28 protein-coding genes and 1 tRNA gene are annotated in these 23,729 nt (G+C 60.2%); 4 read left to right on the top strand and 25 right to left on the bottom strand.

Annotated features, from left to right (window positions below; genetic code table 11):
* Position 1: 1 nt before the first annotated feature.
* From ispG to trmJ, 15 genes are all read right to left on the bottom strand, one after another.
* The gene (gene ispG / locus AAEQ75_RS13850) at positions 2–1,114 is read right to left on the bottom strand and encodes a flavodoxin-dependent (E)-4-hydroxy-3-methylbut-2-enyl-diphosphate synthase (protein WP_343349329.1); all 1,113 of its coding nucleotides are present in this window, start codon (positions 1,112–1,114) and stop codon (positions 2–4) included.
* A gap of 3 nt (positions 1,115–1,117) precedes the next feature.
* The gene (locus AAEQ75_RS13845) at positions 1,118–2,101 is read right to left on the bottom strand and encodes a RodZ family helix-turn-helix domain-containing protein (protein ID WP_343349328.1); all 984 of its coding nucleotides are present in this window, start codon (positions 2,099–2,101) and stop codon (positions 1,118–1,120) included.
* The gene (gene pilW, locus AAEQ75_RS13840) at positions 2,098–2,859 is read right to left on the bottom strand and encodes a type IV pilus biogenesis/stability protein PilW (RefSeq protein WP_343349327.1); all 762 of its coding nucleotides are present in this window, start codon (positions 2,857–2,859) and stop codon (positions 2,098–2,100) included. Before pilW ends, AAEQ75_RS13845 begins: the two co-directional genes overlap by 4 nt.
* A 13-nt stretch (positions 2,860–2,872) precedes the next feature.
* The gene (gene rlmN, locus AAEQ75_RS13835; RefSeq protein ID WP_179574323.1) at positions 2,873–4,021 is read right to left on the bottom strand and encodes a 23S rRNA (adenine(2503)-C(2))-methyltransferase RlmN; all 1,149 of its coding nucleotides are present in this window, start codon (positions 4,019–4,021) and stop codon (positions 2,873–2,875) included.
* Between the two features lie 26 nt (positions 4,022–4,047).
* Positions 4,048–4,479 carry a nucleoside-diphosphate kinase gene (ndk, locus tag AAEQ75_RS13830; protein ID WP_003459696.1) on the bottom strand — a complete coding sequence of 144 codons (432 nt, stop codon included), beginning with the start codon at positions 4,477–4,479 and terminating at the stop codon, positions 4,048–4,050.
* A 101-nt stretch (positions 4,480–4,580) separates the two neighbouring features.
* On the bottom strand, positions 4,581–4,781 hold the full coding sequence (iscX, locus tag AAEQ75_RS13825) for a Fe-S cluster assembly protein IscX (RefSeq protein ID WP_037001993.1): 201 nt from the start codon (positions 4,779–4,781) through the stop codon (positions 4,581–4,583).
* 106 nt (positions 4,782–4,887) lie between these two features.
* Positions 4,888–5,229 (bottom strand): ISC system 2Fe-2S type ferredoxin, encoded by a 342-nt coding sequence (gene fdx / locus AAEQ75_RS13820; protein ID WP_090336096.1) that lies wholly within the window; start codon positions 5,227–5,229, stop codon positions 4,888–4,890.
* Positions 5,230–5,232: 3 nt separating this feature from the next.
* Complete coding sequence (gene hscA / locus AAEQ75_RS13815) at positions 5,233–7,098, bottom strand: Fe-S protein assembly chaperone HscA (RefSeq protein WP_343349326.1); 1,866 nt, start codon at positions 7,096–7,098, stop codon at positions 5,233–5,235.
* Between the two features lie 45 nt (positions 7,099–7,143).
* Positions 7,144–7,665 (bottom strand): co-chaperone HscB, encoded by a 522-nt coding sequence (gene hscB, locus AAEQ75_RS13810; protein WP_343349325.1) that lies wholly within the window; start codon positions 7,663–7,665, stop codon positions 7,144–7,146.
* A gap of 9 nt (positions 7,666–7,674) precedes the next feature.
* Entirely contained in the window at positions 7,675–7,998 is a 324-nt protein-coding gene (gene iscA, locus AAEQ75_RS13805) for an iron-sulfur cluster assembly protein IscA (RefSeq protein WP_017675181.1), read from the bottom strand.
* A gap of 13 nt (positions 7,999–8,011) precedes the next feature.
* Complete coding sequence (gene iscU, locus AAEQ75_RS13800; protein WP_017362576.1) at positions 8,012–8,398, bottom strand: Fe-S cluster assembly scaffold IscU; 387 nt, start codon at positions 8,396–8,398, stop codon at positions 8,012–8,014.
* A 74-nt stretch (positions 8,399–8,472) separates the two neighbouring features.
* Positions 8,473–9,687 carry an IscS subfamily cysteine desulfurase gene (locus AAEQ75_RS13795; protein WP_099526567.1) on the bottom strand — a complete coding sequence of 405 codons (1,215 nt, stop codon included), beginning with the start codon at positions 9,685–9,687 and terminating at the stop codon, positions 8,473–8,475.
* A gap of 30 nt (positions 9,688–9,717) precedes the next feature.
* The gene (gene iscR / locus AAEQ75_RS13790; RefSeq protein ID WP_143507536.1) at positions 9,718–10,209 is read right to left on the bottom strand and encodes a Fe-S cluster assembly transcriptional regulator IscR; all 492 of its coding nucleotides are present in this window, start codon (positions 10,207–10,209) and stop codon (positions 9,718–9,720) included.
* Positions 10,210–10,346: 137 nt separating this feature from the next.
* Positions 10,347–11,126, bottom strand: coding sequence for a serine O-acetyltransferase (cysE, locus tag AAEQ75_RS13785; protein ID WP_143507535.1), 780 nt, complete (start codon positions 11,124–11,126; stop codon positions 10,347–10,349).
* A complete protein-coding gene (gene trmJ, locus AAEQ75_RS13780) occupies positions 11,119–11,898 on the bottom strand; it encodes a tRNA (cytosine(32)/uridine(32)-2'-O)-methyltransferase TrmJ (RefSeq protein WP_256836811.1) in 780 nt (259 codons plus the stop codon). The genes cysE and trmJ overlap by 8 nt, the downstream gene beginning before the upstream one ends.
* 143 nt (positions 11,899–12,041) lie before the next feature.
* On the opposite strand from trmJ, the gene suhB reads away from it, so the two are divergent.
* Complete coding sequence (gene suhB / locus AAEQ75_RS13775) at positions 12,042–12,857, top strand: type III secretion system regulator SuhB (protein ID WP_143507534.1); 816 nt, start codon at positions 12,042–12,044, stop codon at positions 12,855–12,857.
* A 56-nt stretch (positions 12,858–12,913) separates the two neighbouring features.
* On the opposite strand, the gene AAEQ75_RS13770 is transcribed toward suhB, so the two are convergent.
* From AAEQ75_RS13770 to AAEQ75_RS13735, 8 genes are all read right to left on the bottom strand, one after another.
* Positions 12,914–13,456 carry a glycine zipper 2TM domain-containing protein gene (locus tag AAEQ75_RS13770; protein ID WP_037001940.1) on the bottom strand — a complete coding sequence of 181 codons (543 nt, stop codon included), beginning with the start codon at positions 13,454–13,456 and terminating at the stop codon, positions 12,914–12,916.
* A gap of 118 nt (positions 13,457–13,574) precedes the next feature.
* Positions 13,575–14,492 (bottom strand): protein translocase subunit SecF, encoded by a 918-nt coding sequence (gene secF / locus AAEQ75_RS13765; RefSeq protein ID WP_143507533.1) that lies wholly within the window; start codon positions 14,490–14,492, stop codon positions 13,575–13,577.
* Positions 14,493–14,501: 9 nt separating this feature from the next.
* On the bottom strand, positions 14,502–16,370 hold the full coding sequence (gene secD, locus AAEQ75_RS13760; protein ID WP_343349324.1) for a protein translocase subunit SecD: 1,869 nt from the start codon (positions 16,368–16,370) through the stop codon (positions 14,502–14,504).
* Between the two features lie 211 nt (positions 16,371–16,581).
* Positions 16,582–16,911, bottom strand: a complete 330-nt coding sequence (gene yajC, locus AAEQ75_RS13755; RefSeq protein WP_343349323.1) for a preprotein translocase subunit YajC — start codon at positions 16,909–16,911, stop codon at positions 16,582–16,584.
* 40 nt (positions 16,912–16,951) lie between these two features.
* Complete coding sequence (gene tgt, locus AAEQ75_RS13750) at positions 16,952–18,067, bottom strand: tRNA guanosine(34) transglycosylase Tgt (protein ID WP_099526641.1); 1,116 nt, start codon at positions 18,065–18,067, stop codon at positions 16,952–16,954.
* A 20-nt stretch (positions 18,068–18,087) separates the two neighbouring features.
* A complete protein-coding gene (gene queA / locus AAEQ75_RS13745; protein WP_179574331.1) occupies positions 18,088–19,131 on the bottom strand; it encodes a tRNA preQ1(34) S-adenosylmethionine ribosyltransferase-isomerase QueA in 1,044 nt (347 codons plus the stop codon).
* A 34-nt stretch (positions 19,132–19,165) separates the two neighbouring features.
* Positions 19,166–19,522, bottom strand: coding sequence for a hypothetical protein (locus AAEQ75_RS13740; RefSeq protein WP_343349322.1), 357 nt, complete (start codon positions 19,520–19,522; stop codon positions 19,166–19,168).
* A gap of 9 nt (positions 19,523–19,531) precedes the next feature.
* Positions 19,532–19,939 (bottom strand): hypothetical protein, encoded by a 408-nt coding sequence (locus AAEQ75_RS13735; protein ID WP_343349321.1) that lies wholly within the window; start codon positions 19,937–19,939, stop codon positions 19,532–19,534.
* A gap of 205 nt (positions 19,940–20,144) precedes the next feature.
* On the opposite strand from AAEQ75_RS13735, the gene AAEQ75_RS13730 reads away from it, so the two are divergent.
* The 3 genes from AAEQ75_RS13730 to AAEQ75_RS13720 all read left to right on the top strand — a co-directional run bounded on the left by AAEQ75_RS13730 (position 20,145) and on the right by AAEQ75_RS13720 (position 21,454).
* Positions 20,145–20,229 (top strand) — tRNA-Leu (locus AAEQ75_RS13730).
* 335 nt (positions 20,230–20,564) lie between these two features.
* On the top strand, positions 20,565–20,777 hold the full coding sequence (locus AAEQ75_RS13725) for a cold-shock protein (RefSeq protein WP_003459665.1): 213 nt from the start codon (positions 20,565–20,567) through the stop codon (positions 20,775–20,777).
* A 179-nt stretch (positions 20,778–20,956) separates the two neighbouring features.
* On the top strand, positions 20,957–21,454 hold the full coding sequence (locus tag AAEQ75_RS13720; protein ID WP_106734595.1) for an RDD family protein: 498 nt from the start codon (positions 20,957–20,959) through the stop codon (positions 21,452–21,454).
* Between the two features lie 60 nt (positions 21,455–21,514).
* Here AAEQ75_RS13720 and lptG read toward each other — a convergent pair whose 3' ends face one another.
* Both lptG and lptF read right to left on the bottom strand, forming a co-directional pair.
* Positions 21,515–22,579: an LPS export ABC transporter permease LptG gene (lptG, locus tag AAEQ75_RS13715; RefSeq protein ID WP_343349320.1), complete on the bottom strand. Its 1,065-nt coding sequence runs from the start codon at positions 22,577–22,579 to the stop codon at positions 21,515–21,517.
* Positions 22,572–23,696, bottom strand: coding sequence for an LPS export ABC transporter permease LptF (gene lptF, locus AAEQ75_RS13710; RefSeq protein WP_343349319.1), 1,125 nt, complete (start codon positions 23,694–23,696; stop codon positions 22,572–22,574). Before lptF ends, lptG begins: the two co-directional genes overlap by 8 nt.
* Positions 23,697–23,729: the final 33 nt, after the last annotated feature.

Genomic DNA, 23,729 nt, shown 5'->3' with positions numbered 1-23,729 from the left:
ATCAGCCGCGCACGATCACGGCCGCATCGGCGGCGAGCTTTTCGGCCGCCTTGTCGCGGATGAGCTTTTCCAGCTCGTCCACCAGGTTTTCGTTGGTCAGCTTCGAGGCGGGCTTGCCGTCGATATAGACCAAGTTGTTCGGGCTACCGCCGGTGAGGCCGATATGCGCCTCCTTGGCTTCGCCGGGCCCGTTGACCACGCAGCCGATCACGGCCACGTCCAGCGGCACCAGCAGGTCCTCGACACGCGTTTCCAGCTCGTTCATGGTCTTGACCACATCGAAGTTCTGCCGCGAACAGCTCGGGCAGGCGATGAAGTTGATACCGCGAGAACGCAGACGCAGGGATTTGAGGATATCGAAACCAACCTTGATCTCCTCCACCGGATCGGCAGCCAGAGAGATACGGATGGTATCGCCAATGCCGTCGGCCAGCAGCATGCCCAGACCGACTGCCGACTTGACCGTGCCGGAGCGCAGGCCACCCGCTTCGGTGATACCCAGGTGCAGCGGCTGCTCGATCTGCTTGGCCAGCAGGCGGTAGGCTTCTACAGCCATGAAGACGTCGGAGGCCTTCACACTGACCTTGAAGTCGGGGAAGTTCAGGCGGTCAAGGTGTTCGACATGACGCAGCGCCGACTCCACCAGAGCTTCCGGGGTCGGCTCGCCATATTTCTTCTGCAGATCCTTTTCCAGCGAACCGGCATTGACGCCGATACGAATCGGAATGCCTTTGTCACGGGCAGCCTCAACCACCGCCCTGACGCGATCCTCGCGACCGATGTTGCCCGGGTTGATCCGCAGGCAATCGACGCCCAGCTCGGCCACGCGCAGGGCGATCTGGTAATCGAAGTGGATGTCGGCTACCAGCGGTACACGTACCTGCTGCTTGATCCGGCCGAAGGCTTCGGCCGCATCCATGTCCGGCACGGAAACGCGCACGATATCGGCGCCGGCATCTTCCAGGCGACGGATCTGTGCCACGGTAGCGGCCACATCGTTGGTGTCGGTATTGGTCATGCTCTGCACGGTGATCGGCGCATCGCCGCCCACCGGTACCGAGCCAACCCAGATCTTGCGCGACAGTCGGCGCTTGATCGGCGATTCGCAATGCATGCTTTACAACCCCAGTTTCAGGCGCGCGGTTTCGCCGGTCATATGCGGCGCAACGTCCACGCTTTGGCCGTTGTAGGTCACCTGGGCGCCACGGGCAAAGCCCAGGCGCAGCTCCATCGGTGCTTTGCCGGTCAGTTCGATGCTTTCGCCACTGCGCTTGAGCGCGCTGACCAGGACCTTTCCATCGGCATCGGTCACTTGTGTCCAGCAATCAGCAGTGAACTGTACGTTCAGCGCAGCCTGCCCGGCTGGAACGGCAACAGGGGCGGCAGGCTCCGTGGCAGGCGCTGTTGTACTGGCAGCAGCTGCTGGCTCATTCGCCACGGCGGCTGCCGGAGTTTCTGGCGCGCTTTCCGGCGCAGCATCTGAAGCTGCAGGCTGTTCTGCGACCGAGGACTCTTCCGGTGCCTCACCCGGCTCGACTGGCAACAGCAGAGGGCTGCCCTGCTCGCCGCCCTGAGCATCGACTACCGCCTGGTCTTCCGGCTCGGCAAGCGAATGAACCTGGGTGGTACCGTCGGCCCCCTCGACTTCTACATGTTCCAGGCCCAGGTCAGCCAGGCTGGCACCTGGGCGCCCCTGATCCTGCCACCAGACAAAACCGCCGCCGATCAACGCCAGCAACAACAGGAAACTCACCAGGCGCAGGATGCTCTGCGAATAACGCACAGGCTCTTCGATACGACCAAGGGCATGCACACTGCTGCCAGTGGCGTCGGTGCCGGTGAACTGGTCGAACTCCATTACCAGCCGGTTCTGGTCCATTTCGAGCAGCTTGGCGTAGGCCCGGATATAGCCACGCGCAAAGGTGGTGCCCGGCAGCTTGTCGAAAGCACCGGCTTCGATCTGGGCCAGACGTTGTGGCGTCAGGTTAAGCTGAGTTGCCACTTCGGCAACACTCCAGCCCTTGATTTCTCTGGCCTGGCGCAGGGTTTCACCTGGATTTGTCGGCATCGGCTGAGCCACTTCGCTATGTGCCGCGTTCATTGTTGCCCCGAAACAAATTGCTGATATTCCTGAGAGGCCGGATACAGACGACGCAACTGCAAGCCAAGGCTGGCAGCACGGTCACGATCCTCAAACACTTCGGCTAGACGCGCGCCAAGCAACAGGCTACGCGCATTCTGTGGCGCTATTTCGCTGTAGCTGTCGTAGTAACGGCGCGCTGGCACATATTCTTTGTCTTCATAGGACAGCGCCGCCATTTCCAACAAAGCGCGCGGCTGGCGGCTGCTCAGGCGCAAGGCACGCTGGAGGTATTCCTTGGTCTGCTCGCGCTGACCGAGTTGCAAAGCAGTCATCCCGAGGTTCTCGAACACCCGCGAACGCTCTGGGTAGAGGTTATCTTCAGCGGCCTTGAGATACGTGCTCATCGCCTCGTCGTAGCGTTTCTGCTCGAACAGAAAGCCACCGTAGTTATTGAGCAGACGGGCGTCCTTCGGGCGCTGGGACAACGCTTTGCGAAAATGCTCATCGGCCAGCTTCGGCTCCATTTCCAGCTGGAACGCCATGGCCAGCGCGGCATGCGCATCCGCATTGGAGGAGTCCAGATCGAGTGCGTTCTTCAGCGGCACCTTGGCGCGCTGGGTATCACCTTGCTGGATATAGGCAATCCCCAGTTGTACGTAGGCATCACGTGCCTTCTCACGTCCTTCAGCCGTACGCATAGGGTCAACATCGCCGGTGGTCACACAACCAGCAAGCAGGCTGACAACGAGCAATAACAGCGCAGGGCGCAAGGTCATAGGCATCCTCTCTTCAATTTCGATTGGCGGCAGTGCGAGGCTCTTGCGCCTCGTTGCCCAGCTGACGCACTGCGATGTAACGCTCACTGCGCCGAGTACGGTCCATGACCTGGCCAACCAATTGGCCGCAGGCCGCATCGATATCGTCACCACGCGTCGTGCGCACCGTGACGTTATGACCAGCCTTGTGCAACAGGTCCTGGAAGCGGCGAATGGCGTTATTGCTCGGCCGCTCGTACCCCGAGAAGGGGAAGGGATTAAACGGAATCAGGTTGATCTTGCAAGGTACATCGGCCAGAAGTGCGATCATCTGCTCAGCGTGCTCAGGCTGATCGTTGACGCCTTTGAGCAGGGTGTACTCGATGGTCAGCACGCGTTTCTCGCCCAGCTTGGAGACGTAGCGCTTGCAGGCCGCCAGCAGCATGTCCAGCGGGTACTTCTTGTTGATCGGCACCAACTGATTGCGCAACTCGTCATTGGGCGCGTGCAGCGACAGCGCCAGGGACACGTCGATGACTTCGGCCAGCTTGTCGATCATCGGTACCACGCCGGAGGTGGACAGGGTCACCTTGCGCTTGGAAATGCCATAACCGAGGTCGTCCATCATGATCTGCATGGCGGAAACGACGTTGTCGAAGTTCAGCAGCGGTTCGCCCATGCCCATCATCACCACGTTGGTGATGGCGCGATCGATCTTCGCCGGCACGCTGCCGAAGGATTTGTTGGCGATCCACACCTGGCCGATGATCTCGGCACTGGTCAGGTCGCTATTGAAGCCTTGTTTGCCGGTGGAGCAGAAGCTGCAATCCAGGGCACAACCGGCCTGGGACGAAACACAAAGCGTGCCGCGACCGTTCTGCGGAATATAAACGGTTTCCACACAGCTACCCGACGCCACACGCACCACCCACTTGCGCGTGCCATCGGCAGAAATATTTTCGCTGACCACTTCCGGGCCGCGAATCTCGGCAGAGGCCTCGAGCTTTTCGCGCAAGGCCTTGCCGACATTGGTCATGGCGGCGAAATCATCGACGCCAAAGTGGTGAATCCACTTCATTACCTGGCCGGCACGGAAGCGCTTCTCGCCGATGGACTCGAAGAACTGTTCCATTTCCGGCTGGGTCAGGCCCAGCAGGTTGATCTTGCCGGTGGTATTGGTCATGGCTTCACCCTCGCTTCAATCGCCAATCAGCGAATGCGCGCGCACTGCTCGGTAGCGGAGAAGAAGTAAGCGATCTCGCGAGCTGCGGAGGCTTCGGAATCCGAACCGTGAACAGCGTTTTCGTCGATGGAAACGGCGAAGTCAGCACGGATGGTGCCGGCAGCGGCTTCTTTCGGGTTGGTGGCACCCATCAGTTCACGGTTCTTGGCAACGGCGTTTTCGCCTTCCAGAACCTGAACGATGACCGGGCCGGAAGTCATGAAGGCAACCAGATCCTTGAAGAAGCCACGCTCGCTGTGCTCAGCGTAGAAACCAGCGGCTTCGCGCTCGGACAGTTGCACCATCTTCGAAGCGACAACGCGCAGGCCGGCTTTTTCGAAACGGGTGGTGATCTCACCGATGACGTTCTTGGCAACGGCGTCAGGCTTGATGATGGAGAAAGTACGTTGAACAGCCATGTGAAGCTCCAGAAACTTTAGGGTTAAAGCGAAAAATTAAACCCGCGAATTATACGCGGGTTCCAGTTAAAAGCGTAGGGCGGGCGCCGTAAGCGCCTGTTTCAATCGAGCTCTTCGATCCAGGCGGCCTGTATTGCCTCCAGCACTTTCTCCCCCCCGCGTTGCGGGTCATCGGAAAACTGCGGCAAGGACACGACCCAACGGTGCAGATCGACGAAGTTCACGTAGCGCGGATCGACATCCGGCTTCTGCTCGCTCAGCTCGATGGCAATGTCCAGTACATCGGCCCATTTCAGACTCATGATCATGCTTCCTGCTTAACGTGAAAGTCGCGTAGCGACAACTTTATCTGGGCCCTTCTCCCTTTGGGAGAAGGTGGCGCGAAGCGCCGGATGAGGGAGCTGCCTGTCAGTGCGGCGCTTCGGCTGCGTGGTTAAGCGAATATTTGGGAATCTCGACGGTGATATCTTCCTCACCAACGATAGCCTGACAGGCCAGGCGCGACTGAGCCTCGAGCCCCCAAGCCTTGTCCAGATAATCCTCTTCCAACTCATCCGCCTCGTTCAGCGAATCGAAACCTTCGCGCACGATGCAGTGACAGGTGGTGCAGGCACACACACCGCCACAAGCGCTTTCCATCTCGATATGGTGCTCGTGCGCCAGCTCGAGGATGGAAACACCAGGCTCAGCCTCTACCACCAGACCATCCGGGCAGAATCGCTCGTGAGGCAGAAAAATTACCTGCGGCATCAATTATTCCTCGATCTCATTCAGATTGCGCCCTGCCAGCGCGGCTTTTACCGTCGAATCCAGGCGGCGAGCCGCGAAAGCATCAGTGACCTGCGACAGCCGCTTGGTCTGCCGCTCGATCGCCAGGCCATCATTGCCCGCCAGCAAATCGCGTAATTCCTGCACCTGCAGCTCGATGACCTCGCGCTCCTCGGCATCCAGCAAACGCTCGCCATCGGCCTGCAGCGCCGCCTCGACGGCCTCGACCAGGCGCTGACCATCGACCAGCTGCTCACGCAGCACGCGGGCAGCCTTGTCGCCTCCAGCATTCTGGAAGGAGTCCTGCAGCATGCGTGCAATTTCGCCATCGGTCAGGCCATAAGACGGCTTGACCTGAATACTCGCCTCAATCCCAGAGCTCAGCTCACGCGCTGCGACACTAAGCAGGCCGTCGGCATCGACCTGGAAGGTCACGCGGATCTTCGCAGCCCCCGCCACCATCGGCGGAATACCGCGCAACTCGAAACGTGCCAGGGAGCGGCAATCAGCGATCAGTTCGCGCTCACCCTGCAGCACGTGAATCATCATGGCCGTCTGGCCATCCTTGTAGGTGGTGAACTCCTGCGCACGCGCCACCGGGATGGTGGTATTACGCGGGATCACCTTCTCCATCAGCCCGCCCATGGTTTCCAGGCCGAGCGACAGGGGGATCACGTCCAGCAGGAGCAACTCCTCGCCGTCATCACGCTGATTGCCCGCCAGGGCGTCGGCCTGGATCGCAGCACCAATAGCCACCACCTGATCCGGATCGATATTGGTCAGCGGCGCCCGACCGAACAGCTCGCCGACGGCCTCACGCACACCCGGGACACGGGTGGAGCCACCGACCATGACGACTGCACCCACCTCTTCCAGCTCGACGCCGGAATCACGCACAGCACGACGACAAGCCTTGAGACTGCGCGCCAGCATCGGCTCGATCAGCGCCTCGAACTGCGTGCGCGACAACGAACCTCGCCACTCACCATGGCTCAGCTCGACGCTATCAGCGTCCGTCAGTCCCTCTTTGGCCGCACAGGCAGTCTGCAGCAGGCTACGCTGGGTCGACGGATCGAGATCACTGGAAATACCGGCCTGCTGGATGATCCAGTCGGCTACGGCATGATCGAAGTCGTCACCGCCCAGCGCACTGTCGCCGCCGGTAGCCAGCACCTCGAATACACCTCCGGTCAGGCGCAGGATGGAAATGTCGAAAGTGCCACCGCCGAGGTCATAAATAGCAACCACGCCCTCGGCTTTCTGATCCAGACCATAGGCGACTGCAGCGGCAGTAGGCTCATTGAGCAGACGCAGAACGGTCAGGCCAGCCAGACGCGCAGCATCCTTGGTGGCCTGACGCTGAGCGTCATCGAAATAAGCCGGAACGGTAATCACCGCACCGACCAACTCACCGCCCAAGGTCTGTTCAGCGCGCAAGCGCAGGGTCTTGAGAATTTCCGCCGAGACTTCGACCGGGCTTTTCGCCCCCTGCACCGTCTCGATGAAGGGCATGTGCGACTCGCCTGCAGCGAAGCGATAAGGCATTTGTTCGCCGAGCTGATGCACGTCGGCGATACCCCGCCCCATCAGGCGCTTGACCGACAGCACGGTATTGAGCGGATCGCTGGCGGCCGCCAGTTTGGCCGACTCGCCGACCTCGATGCTGGTGGCGTGATAACGCACCGCCGAAGGCAGGATGACCTCGCCGGCAGCATCGGCCAGAGGCTCGGCCAGACCACTGCGCACAGCAGCGACCAGTGAATTGGTGGTGCCAAGGTCAATGCCCACTGCCAGCCGACGCTGGTGCGGTTGCGGGCTCTGTCCTGGCTCGGCGATCTGCAATAAGGCCATGGTCTTCTTGAAATCATCAGGCAGGCTGCCGAGGCAACCCACAGGTTAATCGTCGAGGCGCTCTTCTAGTTGGCGCACTTCATGGGAGAGCTTGTCGAGGAACTGCATGCGGCGCATCAGACGCTCAGCCTCTTCGCGACGAGCATCGTCGTCCCAGCATGCCGCGAAGCACTCATTGAGCGCCTCCTGAGCGGTCTTCAGACGACGCTTGAAGACCGCGACACCAGCCAGGTCGGCGTCGTCCTGCAGCTCTTCCAGCTCTTCGCGCAGCTGCATCTGCTGCAGGAGAAAATCCGGATCCTGCACCGTCACTTCCAGCGGCAACTCGGGGCCACGCATGGCCAGCAGGTAGCGGGCACGCTGAGACGGCGTTTTCAGAACCTGATACGCCTCGTTGAGGCAGGCCGAGCGCTCAAGCGCCAGGCGCTGCTCACGCTCACCGGCATCGGCGAAACGATCCGGATGAACCTGGCGCGCCAGCTCGCGGTAGCGAGCAGCCAGTTGATCCAGATCCAGACGAAAGCTCGGCTGCAGGTCGAATAGGGCGAAATGACAAGGATTACCCACGCGAGCGCCTCAAACGTTGAAGCTTTCGCCGCAACCGCATTCGCCGCGCACGTTAGGGTTGATGAACTTGAAGCCCTCGTTGAGGCCTTCCTTGACGAAGTCCAACTCGGTGCCATCGAGATAGACCAGGCTCTTGGGATCGATGATCACCTTGACGCCATGGCTCTCGAATACCTGATCCTCTGCCGCCAGCTCATCGACGAACTCGAGCACGTAGGCCAGGCCGGAGCAACCGGTAGTGCGCACCCCGAGGCGAATGCCCTCGCCCTTGCCGCGCCCTTCAAGAGAGCGTTGCACGTGGCGGGCAGCTGCTTCAGACATGGTGATGGCCATTACAAACCTCGTATCAGAGCAAGCCTTTCTTCTGCTTGTAGTCGCGCACAGCAGCCTTGATGGCATCTTCAGCGAGTACAGAGCAGTGGATTTTCACGGGCGGCAGGGCCAGTTCTTCGGCGAGCTGGGTGTTCTTGATGCTTTCGGCCTCATCGAGGGTCTTGCCCTTCATCCACTCGGTCGCGAGGGAGCTGGAGGCGATAGCCGAGCCGCAGCCGTAGGTCTTGAACTTGGCGTCTTCGATAACGCCACTTTCGCTGACCTTGATCTGCAGGCGCATCACGTCGCCACAGGCCGGCGCACCGACCATGCCGGTACCAACGTCAGGATCTTCGGCGTTAAGCTTGCCGACGTTACGCGGATTTTCGTAGTGGTCGATGACCTTGTCACTGTAAGCCATGTTGTACTTCCTCTCTCATCAGGTGCCGCTCTCCGGCGAACCGCTTGAAACCAAGCGATTCGCCTCGGCAGCTTTTAGTGTGCTGCCCATTCCACGGAAGAAATGTCGACACCTTCTTTGAACATATCCCACAGGGGCGACAGCTCGCGCAGCTTGTCCACGGCCTCACGGACCTTGGCAGCGGCGTAGTCGACCTCTTCTTCGGTGGTGAAACGACCGAAGGTGAAGCGGATCGAGCTGTGTGCCAGTTCATCATTGCGGCCCAGGGCGCGCAGCACGTAGGACGGCTCCAGGGAAGCCGAGGTGCAAGCCGAACCGGACGATACAGCGAGATCCTTGAGCGCCATGATCAGCGACTCACCCTCGACGTAGTTGAAACTCAGGTTAAGGTTGTGCGGCACGCGAGCAGTCAGACTGCCATTTACGTACAGCTCTTCCATATCTTCCAACTGGCGGTAGAAACGATCACGCAGAGCCGCGATACGCTGGTTCTCTGCCGCCATCTCTTCCTTGGCGATACGGAATGCTTCACCCATACCTACGCACTGGTGAGTGGCCAGGGTGCCCGAGCGCATACCGCGCTCGTGACCGCCGCCGTGAGTCTGCGCTTCCAGACGCACACGCGGCTTGCGGCGCACGTAAAGGGCACCGACGCCCTTGGGGCCGTAGGTCTTGTGCGCGGAGAAGGACATCAGATCGACCTTCATCTTTTCCAGATCGATTTCGACCTTGCCGGTGGACTGCGCGGCATCGACGTGCAGCAGCACACCGCGCGATCGGGTCAGCTCGCCGATGGCAGCGATGTCGTTGATGGTGCCAATTTCGTTGTTGACGTGCATGAGCGACACCAGGGTGGTGTCATCGCGCAGCACCGCCTCGACCATAGCTGGTGTAATCAGGCCGTCTTCGCCCGGCTCCAGATAGGTCACTTCGAAACCTTCACGCTCGAGCTGGCGAGTGGTATCCAGTACCGCCTTGTGCTCGATCTTCGAGGTAATGATGTGCTTGCCCTTGCTGGCATAGAAATGCGCTACGCCCTTGATCGCCAGGTTGTCGGACTCGGTAGCACCGCTGGTCCAGACGATCTCACGCGGATCAGCATTGACCAGTTCGGCGACCTGGCGACGGGAATTTTCCACCGCCTCTTCGGCCTTCCAGCCGAACACGTGGGAGCGCGAAGCCGGGTTGCCAAAGTTACCGTCGACCAGCAGGCATTCACTCATCTTCTGCGCAACACGCGGATCTACCGGCGTGGTGGCGGAATAATCGAGATAAATGGGCAATTTCATTGGGTTTCTCCTATCAGGCAAACGCCCTGCTCAGTCGATGGCAGACGCTTCAATCTTATCCAGGCGCGGCGTCCTGCCATTGCAGCGGCGCTGGTCCTGGCGCAACGCGACCTCTTGAACCTCATGGCGCGCAACCAGATCAGCCAGGCTGATGCCACTGAGGAACTCATGAATCTGCTGACTGAGATCGCACCACAGGTGATGGGTCAGACAGGTGTCACCAGAGTGGCAATCACCTTGCCCCTGGCAACGCGTGGCATCTACCGACTCGTTGACCGCATCGATCACCTGAGCCACCTGAATGCCGCGCATGTCACGCGAAAGCTGATAGCCGCCACCCGGCCCGCGAACACTGGAAACCAGACTGCCACGGCGCAGCTTGGCGAACAGTTGCTCGAGATAAGACAGGGAGATGCCCTGCCGCTCGGATATATCGGCCAGGGAAACGGGACCGTGCTGTGCGTGCAACGCCAGATCTAGCATGGCGGTAACGGCGTAACGGCCTTTGGTGGTCAGTCGCATGGCTCTACCACGGAATCACTGAATTGCGACGAAGTATGCGATTCCCGAGTATTTAAGTCAACTATAAGACCGATTGATTTACTCAGGATTGACCGCAAAAAGAGGCGGCATCATAGCAAATGCCGCCCCTGCGCGCATCAGGCAGCAGGCTTGTCGCCCTGCCCCTTGCACACCTCGGCGAAGTCTTCGTCACGCAGTGCAGGCAGCGCCTTGGCGCGGTAGTCGCAATCCATCGAGTCCAGCGCCTTGTTGACATCCTCGAGCCGCCCGTCGACAGCATGCAGATGATCGAGCAACTGGCCGATGGCGCGCGCTACCGGGTCGGGCATGTCCTGACCGACACCATAAGCATCGAAACCGATCTTCTCGGCCATGGCCTGACGCTTGGCTTCCTGCTCGTCATCGGACTTGACGATGATCTTGCCGGGAATGCCGACCGCAGTCGCCCCCGCCGGCACAGCCTTGGTCACCACCGCATTGGAACCGATCTTGGCCCCGGCACCGACCGTGAACGGCCCCAGCACCTTGGCGCCAGCGCCAACCACAACACCATCCTCCAGAGTGGGATGGCGCTTGCCCTTGTTCCAACTGGTGCCACCCAGAGTCACGCCCTGATAGAGCGTGACGTCATTACCGATCTCGGCAGTCTCGCCGATGACAATGCCCATGCCATGGTCGATGAAGAAGCGTCGCCCGATCTTCGCCCCCGGGTGAATTTCGATACCGGTCATCCAGCGCCCGAAGTTGGACACCACGCGCGCCAGCCACTTCCAGCCCGAACGCCACAATGCATGCGCCACACGATGCAGCCATACCGCATGCAGTCCCGGATAGCAGGTCACCACCTCGAAGGCATTGCGCGCCGCCGGGTCACGGTGAAAAACGCTCTGTATATCCTCTCGAATGCGTTCAAACATCAGACTTCCCCTGTTTATGAGGCTCTCCACGCACGGCCTTCTCTGTCTCGGTAAGGATGCCGCGCAGGATATTCATCTCCAACTTGCTCACCGCACTGCGCCCATATAGCCGACGCAAGCGAGTCATCAGGTGCCGCGGCCTCTGTGGATCGAGAAAACCGATCATCACCAGAACTCGACGCAAATGTCCGTAGAAGGACTCCAGCTCATCTGCCGTCGCCGCCTGCGAATTGCGCATCGTGGTCGCCTCAAGCTTCTCCGCCTTGGTCGGCAGACTCGAAGCCGCCAACCAGGCCATGCGCACCTCATAGGCCAGCACCTGCACCGCCGCCGCCAGGTTCAGCGAACTGAACTCAGGGTTGGACGGGATATGCACGTGGTATTGACATCGCTGCAGTTCCTCGTTGGTCAAACCGGCGTATTCACGACCGAAGACCAACGCCACTTCGCTACCAGCAGCGGCCTGCTCACAACTGGCCACGCCGCACTCGCGCGGATCCAGCAGCGGCCAGGGAATACGCCGATCACGTGCACTGGTACCAATCACCAGAGTGCAACCGACCAGCGCCTCTTCAAGACTACCAACGACCTGCGCAGCATCCAGCACATCGGTCGCACCGGACGCGCGCGCCACGGCGTCAGCACTGGGAAAATCCTCCGGCGCGACCAGCACCAGACGCGACAAGCCCATGTTTTTCATCGCCCGCGCAGCACCGCCGATATTGCCCGGATGACTGGTGCCCACCAAAACGACGCGAATATTGTCCAGCAACGCAGACACTCTCAGAAACGATTAGGGCAACGATCTTACCCAAGCCCTTGTGTGATTGCCATGCGGGGTACAGACGGCGCTTCATCGGCAACGGTTTTCTGCTAACATGGCCGGCTTTCTTTAACGCCCCAGGTGAACCTCCCATGCAGCCCATGCTGAATATCGCCCTGCGCGCCGCTCGCAGCGCCGGTGAAATGATCTTTCGCTCCATCGAGCGCCTGGATGTCATCTCGGTAGACGAGAAGGATGCCAAGGATTACGTCACCGAGGTCGACAAGGCCGCCGAGCTGATGATCGTCCAAGCCATTCGCAAGGCCTACCCGACCCACAGTTTCCTGGGCGAAGAAGGTGGCGTGCTTGAGGGTAGCGGCGATGGCGCCGACTATCAGTGGATCATCGATCCGCTGGACGGCACCACCAACTTCATCCGCGGTGTTCCGCACTTCGCCATCAGCATCGCCTGCAAATACCGCGGCCGCCTCGAGCACGCCATCGTCCTCGACCCGGTGCGCCAGGAAGAATTCACCGCCAGCCGTGGCCGTGGCGCCGCCCTCAATGGCCGCCGCCTGCGCGTGAGCAACCGCAAGAGCCTGGACGGCGCACTGCTGGGCACTGGCTTCCCGTTCCGCAACGAGCAGCTGGATAACCTCGAGAACTACCTGGGCATGTTCCGTAGCCTGGTCGGCCAGACCGCCGGCTTACGCCGTGCCGGTGCCGCCAGCCTGGATCTGGCTTATGTCGCAGCCGGCCGCTACGACGCCTTCTGGGAGTTCGGCCTGTCCGAGTGGGACATGGCAGCTGGCGCCCTGCTGATTCAGGAAGCAGGCGGCCTGGTCAGCGATTTCACCGGTGGTCATGAATTCCTCGAGAAAGGCCAGATCGTTGCCGGCAACACCAAATGCTTCAAGGCCGTACTGACTGCGATCCAGCCACACCTGGCGCCCTCGATGAAGCGCTGAGCTTCCGTCGAGCAATAAAAAACGCCCCGAGGGGCGTTTTTTATTGCTCCAGATTCTTACTGGGCCTGCTGCACCAGTACCAGCTCACCCTGTTTGTTGACCGGGATACGGCTGCCCGGATCACGATCCATGCGCACGTTGCCGACCTTTTCACCCAGCTGGTACTTCACGTCGTAGCCCACCAGTTTCTCGCTGGTATCGGTCACAGTGTTGCAGCGGGTTTCAGTGGTGGTGTAGGTGTCACGCTGCTGCATGCCCTCCTGAACCTTGTTGCCGGCATAACCGCCGCCAACTGCACCGGCTACTGTAGCGATCTTCTTGCCAGTGCCGCCGCCGATCTGGTTACCCAGCAGACCACCCGCGATGGCGCCGATGGCAGTACCGGCAATCTGGTGCTGATCCTGTACCGGACGCTGACGGGTAACCGCCACGTCCTTGCACACTTCGCGCGGCGTTTTCACGGTTTCATTGATCGGGGTTACGGCCAGCACCTCGGCGTAGTCCGGACCACGATCAACCAGACTGTACGTGGCAACAGCACCACCAGCGGTCACACCCACAGCACCCAGTACGGCACCTACCAACAGTGATTTATTCATTTTTTGTGTCTCCTAGGCTCGGCGACTCGCGCCCTTCTCCCTGCCTAGGACAGCAAAAAGCCGCGACAAGTTCGACTTGTCGCGGCTTTCGCTGACTTTCATGAAGCCCATCACAACATCATGGACGACCGTCGTCAGCCTCAGCCTCGGCCACAGGAGGAATCAAATCCTCCACGCTGAGCTTCAGCCACACCAGCACCGTGGCGCCGATGTAGACCGACGAGTAGGTGCCTACCACTACACCGACCAGCAGGGTCAGAGCAAAGGCCGCCAATACGTCACCGCCGAAGAACAGCAGCGCCAACAAGGCCAGCGCAGTAGACAACGAAGTCGCGATCGTACGCAAAAGGGTCTGGGTGATCGAAACGTCGATGTTCTCGATCAACGAGGTCTTGCGCAGTACACGGAAGTTCTCACGAATTCGGTCGTAGATGATGATGGTGTCGTTGAGCGAGTAACCGATCATCGCCAGTACCGCCGCCAGCACCGTCAAGTCGAATGGAATCTGGAAGAACGCCAGCACACCCAGGGTGATCACCACGTCGTGCACCAGCGACGCGATCGCACCGACACCAAACTTCCACTGAAAGCGGAAAGCCAGGTAGAGCATGATCCCGCCCAGTGCCAGGAGCATGGCAATGCCGCCCTGGTCGCGCAGCTCCTCGCCCACCTGCGGGCCGACGAACTCGACGCGCTTGACCTCGAAGCGTGCCGCCTCATCGACCTTGCGCAGCGCAGCTGCGACCTCATTACCCAAGTCAGGAGAATCGCCAGCCAGACGCACCAGCACATCGGTACTGGCACCGAAGCTCTGCACCACGGCATCGGCATAGCCAGCCTGGCCCAACTCGGTCTTGATCAGATCGAGATTGGCCGGCTGCTCATACTGCAGTTCGATCAACGTACCGCCGGTGAAATCCAGGCCGAAATTCAGCCCCTTGGCAAACAGCGCGCCGAGACCGATCAGCGTCAGCACGACCGTAATGGAGAAGGCGATGTTGCGGATCGCCATGAAACGAATGGTTGACTTGATCATGGCTGCACCTCAGATCCACAGCTTCTTGAAGTTACGGCCACCGAAGATCAGGTTGACCAGGCCACGAGTGAACATGATGGCGGTGAACATCGACGTAATGATGCCCAGCGACAGTGTCACCGCGAAGCCTTTCACCGGACCGGTCCCCATCGCGAACAGGATGCCGCCCACCAGCAAGGTGGTCAGGTTACTGTCGAGAATCGCCGAATAGGCACGATCGAAGCCCTCGTGCAGAGCACGCTGCACCGGTAGTCCATTGGCCAATTCCTCGCGTATCCGCGAGAAAATCAGCACGTTGGCGTCAACCGCCATACCCAGAGTCAAGACGATACCGGCGATACCGGGCAGGGTCAGGGTCGCACCAATGGCCGACATCAGACCGACCAGCAGCACCAGGTTGAACGCCAGGGCAACGGTCGCCAGCACACCGAAGAAGCGATAGATGGCGATGATGAAGATAGCCACGAAGATCATCGCCCACTCGGTGGAGGCGATACCCTTGGCAATGTTTTCGGCACCCAGGCTCGGGCCAATGGTGCGCTCTTCAGCGAAGTACATCGGCGCTGCCAGACCACCAGCACGCAGCAGCAGCGCAAGCTCGGAAGACTCGCCCTGACCGTTCAGGCCGGTGATGCGGAACTGGCTGCCCAGCGCCGACTGGATAGTCGCCAGGCTGATGATCTTCTTCTCTTCGACGAACGAGGAGATAGCCACTTCCTGCTCGACGCCGTCGACGTTCTGACGCACGTAGCGAGTGACCGGCCTCTGCTCGATGAAGATCACCGCCATGCTACGACCGACGTTGTTACGCGTGGCGCGGTTCATCAGATCGCCGCCATGACCGTCGAGGCGAATGTTCACCTGCGGACGGCCATTCTCGTCGAAACTGGCCTGGGCGTCGGTGACCTGATCACCGGTGATGATCAGTTCACGCTCGAGCTGCACCGGCGGACGACCTTCCTCGCGGAAGCCGAAGGACTCGGTCGCGCCGCGCGGCGCATCGACATCTGCCTGCAGGCGGAACTCGAGGTTGGCGGTCTTGCCGAGAATACGCTTGGCTTCTGCGGTGTCCTGCACACCCGGCAGCTCGACCACGATGCGGTTGGCGCCCTGACGCTGCACCAGCGGCTCGGCTACGCCCAGCTCATTGACGCGGTTACGTACAGTGGTGAGGTTCTGGCGAATGGAATATTCACGAATCTCGGCGATTTTCGCTTGAGTCAGCCCCAACTGCAGAATCTGCTGGCCACCACGCTCGACAGTGGTCAGTTCGAAATCGCTGTAATCCTTGCGAATCAGGCGCTGCGCCTGGTCCAGCGTATCGCTGTCGGCGAAGCCGAGTTGAATCCGGCTATTGCTCTCCGGCATGCTGCGGTAGCGAATACGCTCCTTGCGCAACAGGCTCTTGATCTCTCCTTCATAGACCTTGCGGCGCACATCCAGCGCCTTGTCCATGTCGACTTCCAGCAGGAAGTGCACACCGCCGGACAGGTCCAGGCCGAGCTTCATCGGGCTCGCACCCAGGCTACGCAGCCAGTCGGGGGTGGTTTGCGCCAGGTTCAGCGCCACGACGTAATCATCACCCAGCGCGCGGCGGACGATGTCCTTGGCCGGCAACTGGTCATCCTGCTTGGTCAGACGAATCAGACCGCCACGGCCACGCTCGTCGATGCTGGCAGCCTTGACGGCAATACCGGCGTCCTGCAGCGCTTTGCTGGCACGGTCGACATCGGTCTGCTCGATGCTCAGCGCCGAACTGGCGCCACTGATCTGCACAGCAGGATCATCTGGATAAAGGTTGGGAATGGAGTACACCAGGCCGATTGCCAGAACGGACAAAATCAGCAGGTATTTCCACAGAGGGTATTTATTGAGCATGAACGAGCCGCCCGCTTTATGACGCAGGGCGCTAAAGTGCACCTCTAAAAACTACCTGCGTTGCCATCGCTGCGTTAAAAACAGGCTCAAAATGCTCATTTACAACACGTAAATTCCGCTTTTTCGCCTGTTTTTGCCTTGCGCTGGCTGCCTCGCCTACGTTTTTAGAAGTGCCCTAAAGCGCCCCGTCGAATGGAAACTAAGAACCGAATCAGATGGCTTTCAGCGTGCCCTTGGGCAGAGTGGCAGCGATGGCCTGCTTCTGGAATTTCAGCTCGACAGTGTCAGACACTTCGATAACCACGAAATCGTCGGCAACCTTGGATACCTTGCCAGCGATACCACCGCTGGTGACCACTTCGTCGCCCTTCTGCAGGCCGCCGAGCAGGTTCTTGTGCTCCTTGGCGCGCTTGGCCTGCGGACGCCAGATCATCAGATAGAAGATGACCAGAAAGCCAATCAGGAAAACCCACTCGAAACCGCTGCCGGCAGGGCCAGCAGCGGCGGTGCCAGCGTAAGCGGCGGGGATGAAAAAACTCATGTAACACTCCTAATGGAAAGGATCTTGAATCGTTCAGGAATCAGTCAAGCGGCGGCACAGGCAGGCCACGCTTGGCATAGAAGGTTTCGACGAAGGCGGCCAATGTACCCTGTTGGATAGCCTCGCGCAAACCAGCCATAACCCGCTGATAATGCCGCAAGTTATGGATGGTATTGAGCATGCTACCGAGCATTTCGCCGCACTTGTCCAGATGGTGCAGATAAGCGCGCGAGAAATGTTTGCAGGTGTAACAGTCGCAGGTCGGATCCAGCGGCGAATCATCGTGCTTGTGCACGGCGTTGCGAATTTTCACCACGCCGGTATCAACGAACAGATGGCCGTTACGCGCATTACGGGTGGGCATTACGCAGTCGAACATGTCCACACCACGACGCACGCCCTCGACCAGGTCTTCCGGCTTGCCCACGCCCATCAGGTAGCGCGGCTTGTCGGCTGGCATGTGCGGCGGCAGGAAGTCCAGCACGCGGATCATCTCTTCCTTCGGCTCACCGACCGACAGCCCGCCGATGGCCAGGCCGTCGAAGCCGATCTCGCATAGCCCTTCGAGCGAGCGCATGCGCAGTTCTTCGTGCATGCCACCCTGGACAATGCCGAACAGCGCAGCGGTACTTTCGCCATGTGCGGTCTTGGAGCGCTTGGCCCAACGCAGCGACAGTTCCATGGAACGCTTGGCCACGTCGAACTCGGCCGGGTACGGCGTGCATTCATCGAAGATCATCACGATGTCCGAGCCCAGGTCGCGCTGCACCTGCATCGACTCTTCCGGCCCCATGAACACCTTGGCGCCATCGACCGGCGAAGCGAAGTACACACCCTCTTCCTTGATCTTGCGCATCGCGCCCAGGCTGAACACCTGGAAACCACCGGAGTCGGTCAGGATCGGCCCCTGCCACTGCATGAAGTCGTGCAGATCACCATGTTTCTTGATCACCTCCATCCCCGGGCGCAACCACAGGTGGAAGGTATTACCGAGAATGATCTGCGCGCCGATATCCTCGACGTCACGCGGCAGCATGCCCTTGACCGTGCCGTAGGTGCCCACCGGCATGAAGGCCGGAGTTTCCACCACGCCACGCGGGAAGGTCAGGCGACCACGACGGGCCTTGCCGTCTGTGGCCAGCAACTCGAAGGACATGCGACAGGTGCGCGACATACTCAAACCTCGGGCCCGCGCGCGGCGGGATTGCGGGTGATGAACATGGCATCACCGTAACTGAAGAAGCGATAGCCCTGCGCCACGGCCTCGCGGTAAGCGGCCATGGTCTCGGGATAACCGGCAAAGGCCGACACCAGCATCAGCAGAGTCGACTCGGGCAGGTGGAAATTGGTTACCAGGGCATCGACCACATGGAATGGACGGCCTGGATAGATAAAGATGTCGGTATCGCCACTGAAGGGCTTCAACTCACCGTCTCGCGCGGCAGTTTCCAGCGAGCGCACGCTGGTAGTGCCCACCGCGACCACGCGACCGCCGCGGGCGCGACAGGCTGCCACGGCGTCGACCACATCCTGGCCGACCTCCAACCACTCACTGTGCATGTGGTGATCTTCAATCCGCTCAACCCGAACCGGCTGGAAGGTACCGGCGCCAACGTGAAGCGTCACGAACGCGGTTTCCACACCCTTGGCGCGGATAGCCGCCAGCAGTTCGTCATCGAAGTGCAGACCCGCAGTCGGCGCAGCCACGGCCCCCGCCTTCTGCGCATAGACGGTCTGATAGCGCTCGCGATCCGCCTCGTCATCCGGCCGATCTATATAAGGAGGCAGCGGCATATGGCCGACGCGCTCCAGCAGCGGCAGCACCGGCTCGGCAAAACGCAGCTCGAAAAGCGCGTCGTGACGCGCGACCATCTCGGCCTCACCACCACCGTCGATGAGAATCTGCGAACCGGGCTTGGGCGATTTGCTCGAACGCACGTGGGCCAGCACGCGGTACTGATCCAGCACGCGCTCCACTAGCACTTCGAGCTTGCCGCCAGAGGCCTTCTGACCGAACAGGCGCGCAGGAATCACTCGGGTGTTGTTGAACACCATGAGATCACCCGGAAGAAGCTGCTCCAGCACATCGGTGAACTGGCCGTGGCGCAGCGTGCCGCTAGGGCCATCGAGCTGCAGTAGACGGCTGGCACGACGCTCGGCCAGGGGATGACGAGCGATCAGCGACTCGGGAAGGTCGAAGTGGAAATCGGCAACACGCATGATTCGGAGGGGTAATTTTGCAGGGTGGCAGAGCTTACCGGATTTCCACTTGGCCGGCCACGTGAGCCTGCGGCGCATACCTGGCGACGATACGAGCCAGCGTGCCATCGGCCTGCAAGGACAGGATGGCAGCATTGAATGCATCGAGCCGGCCCGCAAAATCCCGATGCAAACGCAAGCGCAGCTGAGAGCGATTGACCGTCGGCCCCTTCTCGACCTGCCAGCGTGACGCCTGCAGTTGCGCGTCTTCATGCTGAAGATAACGCCACTCCAGGCGATCCAGAATCCCGGCTTCACTGCGCCCCTGCGCCACCAGATAGATCAGCGCCCGCACATCGGCCCCATCGTTGCGCTGGAAATACTCGCTACCGACGTAACCATAACCACGCACCGTGGCAATCTAACGCCCCTGCAGGTCCTGCAGACGCTCATAGGCAAAGCGCCTGCCAGGCGCGAAGATCAGCATTTCCTCGGCCTGCAGAACCGGCACTGTCCACAGTGAGACTTCGGCCTGATCAGCGTCGCTGCGCCAACTCTTGCTCACACAGCACTCGATCTGCAGATACCCCTCACGGAACAGCTTCTGCGTACGCAAAGACGGCTGCGGATGACTGGCTTGCAGTTGTTCAGGCAAACGCTCATCCAGCGCGAGCATTAACTCATGGAAGATGCCGCTGACCTGCTGATCCTCGACAATCCAGTACGGCATCCAGCTTTCATCGTTCACGACATAGGTCAGCGTTCCGGCCTGCGCAACAGAGGCAAATAGCAGACCGGCAACAAGTGCACCGCGCAAGACGTTGATCACTCCCCCTCCCAACATTGGACTGCCCCGACACCTTTATATACGCCACACCCAGCGCCCTTGATGACAGCTGACGATTCTAGCAGCAACGACGCAATCAAAGCCGGATGCCACTAGCTGCGCCATCGGCCGTTAGTAGATCAACCAACCACTGCACTAACGCCGATTGACCGACGCCAGGCGCATCCCTATACTGCGCCGCCATTGTGCCCCGGTGGCGGAATCGGTAGACGCGGCGGATTCAAAATCCGTTTTCGAAAGGAGTGGGAGTTCGAGTCTCCCCCGGGGCACCACGATTCGAAGCCCGCAAGACATTGTCTTGCGGGCTTTTTCGTATCTGCACGAACAACTTGGGCAATTGTTGCAAGCATGTTGCCGAAAAACTTTTCCGACACCCCGGCAAGCCCCGCAAAACCTGGCCGGCGACCTTGCTGGCGGGGGTTGGCAATTGCGCAAAAGTTAGCGTAGAGTGAGCCAACTGTTTGCATGGGTCGCTGTGAATCGTGACTCTGGTGCAGCAGATCATCTAGATCCGCTACATCCCGCTCGACTTCTATAACTCCTTGCAACCAGTCTCAGCCCTCTATACTCGGAGGCTGTCATCAACTCTAGTTTCAAGGAAAAAGACATGTCGAATCGTCAGAACGGTACCGTCAAGTGGTTTAACGACGAGAAAGGTTTTGGTTTTATCACTCCCGAAAGCGGTCCGGATCTGTTCGTGCACTTCCGCGCGATCGAAGGTAACGGCTTCAAGAGCCTGAAAGAAGGCCAGAAAGTCAGCTTCGTAGCTGTGCAAGGTCAAAAAGGCATGCAGGCTGACCAGGTTCAAGTCCTGGGCTAATCGCCGCTGCTTTGAAGAACCCCTGATTTCCGTCAGGGGTTTTTTTTGCCTGTCATTTCTTTAACCCACCTTTCGCAGCGCCAGGTTACAGATAGCCCAAGCACATCTTTATATCGATCGCAAAGTCGCGGTTAGCAGGCTGTTAGAATGGCGCGCACTTTCGTCTCAGCGAGCCCATCATGCCGAAACACCAATTACGTCCGCAGGGAGACTTCCCCACTGCCGGGCTGATTCGTCGCCTGGCGGCCCTCTTCTACGACTTCCTGCTCTGCGTGGCACTGATCATGGTGGTCACCCTGATCTATCAACAGGGCATCCTGCGCCTGATTCACGGCGGCGATGCACTGATGGCCATGGCCGAGGCCGGCGCCCTGGATCATGATCCGATTCTCGCCAGCCTGGTGCTGCTGTCGCTGTTCGCCTTCTTCGCCAAGTTCTGGACGCACAATGGCCAGACACTGGGCATGCAGGCCTGGGGGCTACGCATCCAGAATGCCGATGGCAGCGCCATCGACCTGTGGCAGGCACTGCTGCGTTTCGTGGTCGCCATCGGCTCGTGGCTGTTCGCTGGCCTGGGATTCCTCTGGCTACTGTGGGACAAGCAGGGCCGCACCTGGCACGACATCTACTCCGACAGCCGCATGGTGCAGTTGCCGAAGAACATTCACAAAAAATAGCCCAGAGCAGATGCAAAAAAGCCGGTTCAATGAACCGGCTTTTTCATGCGTGCAAACGACTCATCCAGCTCGGCGCAACAGCCAAACCCCGGCCAGCGCACAGATACCGGCCGGCACCAACACCGCCAGCAGCGGCGAGAAACCGAATACCAGGCTCGATGGGCCCAGCAGGTCCTGGGCGATACGGAAGATGAAGCCCACCAGCACACCGGTGAATACGCGTTGCCCCAGGGTCACCGAGCGCAGCGGGCCGAAGATGAAGGAAATCGCCATCAAGACCAGCGCGCCGGTTACCAGTGGCTGCAGCACCTTGGTCCAAAATGCCAGCCAGTAGCGTGCGTTGTTCAGACCCTGCTCACCCAGGTAATGGATGTACTGCCACAGCCCGGTGACCGACAGCGCCTCAGGCTCCATCACCACGGTACCGAGCAGCTCCGGATTGAGCTCGATCTCCCAGCGATCTTCCGGCTGGTTGATCACCTCGGAACGGTCCTCATGCAGCAGCGTGGTCTGCACGTTGCGCAGCATCCAGTGGTTATCACGGTATTCGGCGCGACGGGCGAAACTGGAGGAAAGCAGACGACGCTCGTCATCGAAGCGATAACGCGTCACCCCGAGCAGGACGCCACTGGGCTGCACGGCGTTGATGTGCACGTATTCCTGCCCCTGACGGTGCCACATACCGCGCTTGGAGCTCTGCGCCGCACCGCCCCCCTGAGCCAGGGCGCGATCCGCCTGCGCCTGGTTTTCGGTCAGCGGCGCAACGTATTCACCGATCAGAATGCCGGCCAGCATCAGCACCAGCATGGGCTTCATTACCGCCCAAACGATGCGCCCGATGGAAACACCGGCCGCACGCATGATGGTCAGCTCGCTGTTGCTGGCGAGCGTGCCGAGACCGATCAGGCAACCGATCAGCGCCGCCATCGGCAGCATCTCGTAGGCGCGACGCGGCGCGGTCAGCAAGACGTACCAGAGCGCCTGACCAAGACCGTAATCGCCCTTGTTCAGGTCGCCCAACTCGTCGATGAAAGCGAACAGCAGTGCCAGGCCGAGAATGATGCCCAGCACCGCCAGAATGGCGAAGAACACCTGGGTGCCAATGTAGCGATCCAACTTAGCCATGAGCCACCTCCGACACCGGCGCACGACGACTGGCCCACCACAGACTCAGACGCTCCCAATACAACAACAGCATGCCGATGGCGAAGAAGATGCCATGCACCCACCACAACCCCAGCGCCGCCGGCAAACGGCCCTTGTCCAGCGCACCACGAGCGGCGATCAGCAGGCCAAGGTAAGCCATATAGAGGAAGATAGCCGGCAACAGTTTGAGGAAGCGCCCCTGACGCGGATTGACCTTCGACAGCGGCACGGCCAGCAGGGTGACGATGAACACCAGCAACGGCAGTGACAGGCGCCATTGCAGCTCGGCCTGCATGCGCGGGTCGTCGCTGCCGAACAGCTCACGGGTCGGCGTCGCCTCACGCTCACTGGCTTCGATGGCGACCTCCGGCTTGGGCAGCAACACACCATAGGTGTCGTACTGGATGGCCCGATAATCGGCCTCGCCCGGCTCGCCGTCATAGCGATAGCCGTTTTCCAGAATCAGATAGCGGCTGCCATCTTCCTGAATTTCCTGACGACCACTTTCGGCTACCAGCACGGTAATGCCACGCTCCGAGGTGCCATCGGTGGAGAAGCGTTTCTCCGACATGAACACGCCGCGCAGCTCGCTGCGATCAGGCGACAGCTCCTGCGAGTAGGTCACCCGCGATCCATCGCGCAACGACTGGAAGCGCCCCGGCACCAGAGTATCGAGTTCGGTCAGGGCATCCTGCTCGTTGAGGATGCGCGCTACGCTGGCCACACCTTGCGGCGCCAGGCCCATGCTTAGCCAGCCCACCAACAGCGCGACGATCAGCGCCGGCGCCATGCTGTAGACGGTGAGTCGCTGCTGACTAACGCCAGTGGCCGACAACACGGTCATCTCGCTGTCCAGGTACAGGCGCCCGTAGGCCAACAGGAAACCGAGGAACAGGCCGAGCGGCAGGATCAGTTGCAGGAAGCCGGGAATCCGGTACCCCATGATCAGAAACAGCACACCAGGATCGAGTACACCCTGTGCGGCCTGGCCCAGATATTTGATGAAACGACCGCTCATGATGATCACCAGCAGCACGGCACTCACCGCACTGAGGGTCACCAGCACTTCACGGGACAGATAACGGAAGACGATCAAACCGGACGCTCCAGGGTTGTCAGGCTCAGGCGC

Source organism: Pseudomonas sediminis (assembly GCF_039555755.1).
Lineage (GTDB): Bacteria > Pseudomonadota > Gammaproteobacteria > Pseudomonadales > Pseudomonadaceae > Aquipseudomonas > Aquipseudomonas mendocina_D.
This window is presented reverse-complemented; position numbering and strand designations above follow the sequence as displayed.

What these genes read in the sequence shown, in the direction of transcription:
- cysE (WP_143507535.1), bottom strand. Translation starts at nt 11,126, where the DNA reads ATGTTTGAACGCATTCGAGAGGATATACAGAGCGTTTTTCACCGTGAC.
- AAEQ75_RS13795 (WP_099526567.1), bottom strand. Translation starts at nt 9,687, where the DNA reads ATGAAATTGCCCATTTATCTCGATTATTCCGCCACCACGCCGGTAGAT.
- pilW (WP_343349327.1), bottom strand. Translation starts at nt 2,859, where the DNA reads ATGACCTTGCGCCCTGCGCTGTTATTGCTCGTTGTCAGCCTGCTTGCT.
- iscX (WP_037001993.1), bottom strand. Translation starts at nt 4,781, where the DNA reads ATGAGTCTGAAATGGGCCGATGTACTGGACATTGCCATCGAGCTGAGC.
- AAEQ75_RS13720 (WP_106734595.1), top strand. Translation starts at nt 20,957, where the DNA reads ATGCCGAAACACCAATTACGTCCGCAGGGAGACTTCCCCACTGCCGGG.
- tgt (WP_099526641.1), bottom strand. Translation starts at nt 18,067, where the DNA reads ATGTCCTTCGAGTTGCTGGCCACAGACGGCAAGGCCCGTCGTGGTCGC.
- iscU (WP_017362576.1), bottom strand. Translation starts at nt 8,398, where the DNA reads ATGGCTTACAGTGACAAGGTCATCGACCACTACGAAAATCCGCGTAAC.
- yajC (WP_343349323.1), bottom strand. Translation starts at nt 16,911, where the DNA reads ATGAGTTTTTTCATCCCCGCCGCTTACGCTGGCACCGCCGCTGCTGGC.
- lptG (WP_343349320.1), bottom strand. Translation starts at nt 22,579, where the DNA reads ATGGCTAAGTTGGATCGCTACATTGGCACCCAGGTGTTCTTCGCCATT.
- iscR (WP_143507536.1), bottom strand. Translation starts at nt 10,209, where the DNA reads ATGCGACTGACCACCAAAGGCCGTTACGCCGTTACCGCCATGCTAGAT.
- hscA (WP_343349326.1), bottom strand. Translation starts at nt 7,098, where the DNA reads ATGGCCTTATTGCAGATCGCCGAGCCAGGACAGAGCCCGCAACCGCAC.
- rlmN (WP_179574323.1), bottom strand. Translation starts at nt 4,021, where the DNA reads ATGACCAATACCACCGGCAAGATCAACCTGCTGGGCCTGACCCAGCCG.
- suhB (WP_143507534.1), top strand. Translation starts at nt 12,042, where the DNA reads ATGCAGCCCATGCTGAATATCGCCCTGCGCGCCGCTCGCAGCGCCGGT.
- secD (WP_343349324.1), bottom strand. Translation starts at nt 16,370, where the DNA reads ATGCTCAATAAATACCCTCTGTGGAAATACCTGCTGATTTTGTCCGTT.
- ndk (WP_003459696.1), bottom strand. Translation starts at nt 4,479, where the DNA reads ATGGCTGTTCAACGTACTTTCTCCATCATCAAGCCTGACGCCGTTGCC.
- iscA (WP_017675181.1), bottom strand. Translation starts at nt 7,998, where the DNA reads ATGGCCATCACCATGTCTGAAGCAGCTGCCCGCCACGTGCAACGCTCT.
- AAEQ75_RS13845 (WP_343349328.1), bottom strand. Translation starts at nt 2,101, where the DNA reads ATGAACGCGGCACATAGCGAAGTGGCTCAGCCGATGCCGACAAATCCA.
- fdx (WP_090336096.1), bottom strand. Translation starts at nt 5,229, where the DNA reads ATGCCGCAGGTAATTTTTCTGCCTCACGAGCGATTCTGCCCGGATGGT.
- AAEQ75_RS13770 (WP_037001940.1), bottom strand. Translation starts at nt 13,456, where the DNA reads ATGAATAAATCACTGTTGGTAGGTGCCGTACTGGGTGCTGTGGGTGTG.
- ispG (WP_343349329.1), bottom strand. Translation starts at nt 1,114, where the DNA reads ATGCATTGCGAATCGCCGATCAAGCGCCGACTGTCGCGCAAGATCTGG.
- AAEQ75_RS13725 (WP_003459665.1), top strand. Translation starts at nt 20,565, where the DNA reads ATGTCGAATCGTCAGAACGGTACCGTCAAGTGGTTTAACGACGAGAAA.
- secF (WP_143507533.1), bottom strand. Translation starts at nt 14,492, where the DNA reads ATGATCAAGTCAACCATTCGTTTCATGGCGATCCGCAACATCGCCTTC.
- queA (WP_179574331.1), bottom strand. Translation starts at nt 19,131, where the DNA reads ATGCGTGTTGCCGATTTCCACTTCGACCTTCCCGAGTCGCTGATCGCT.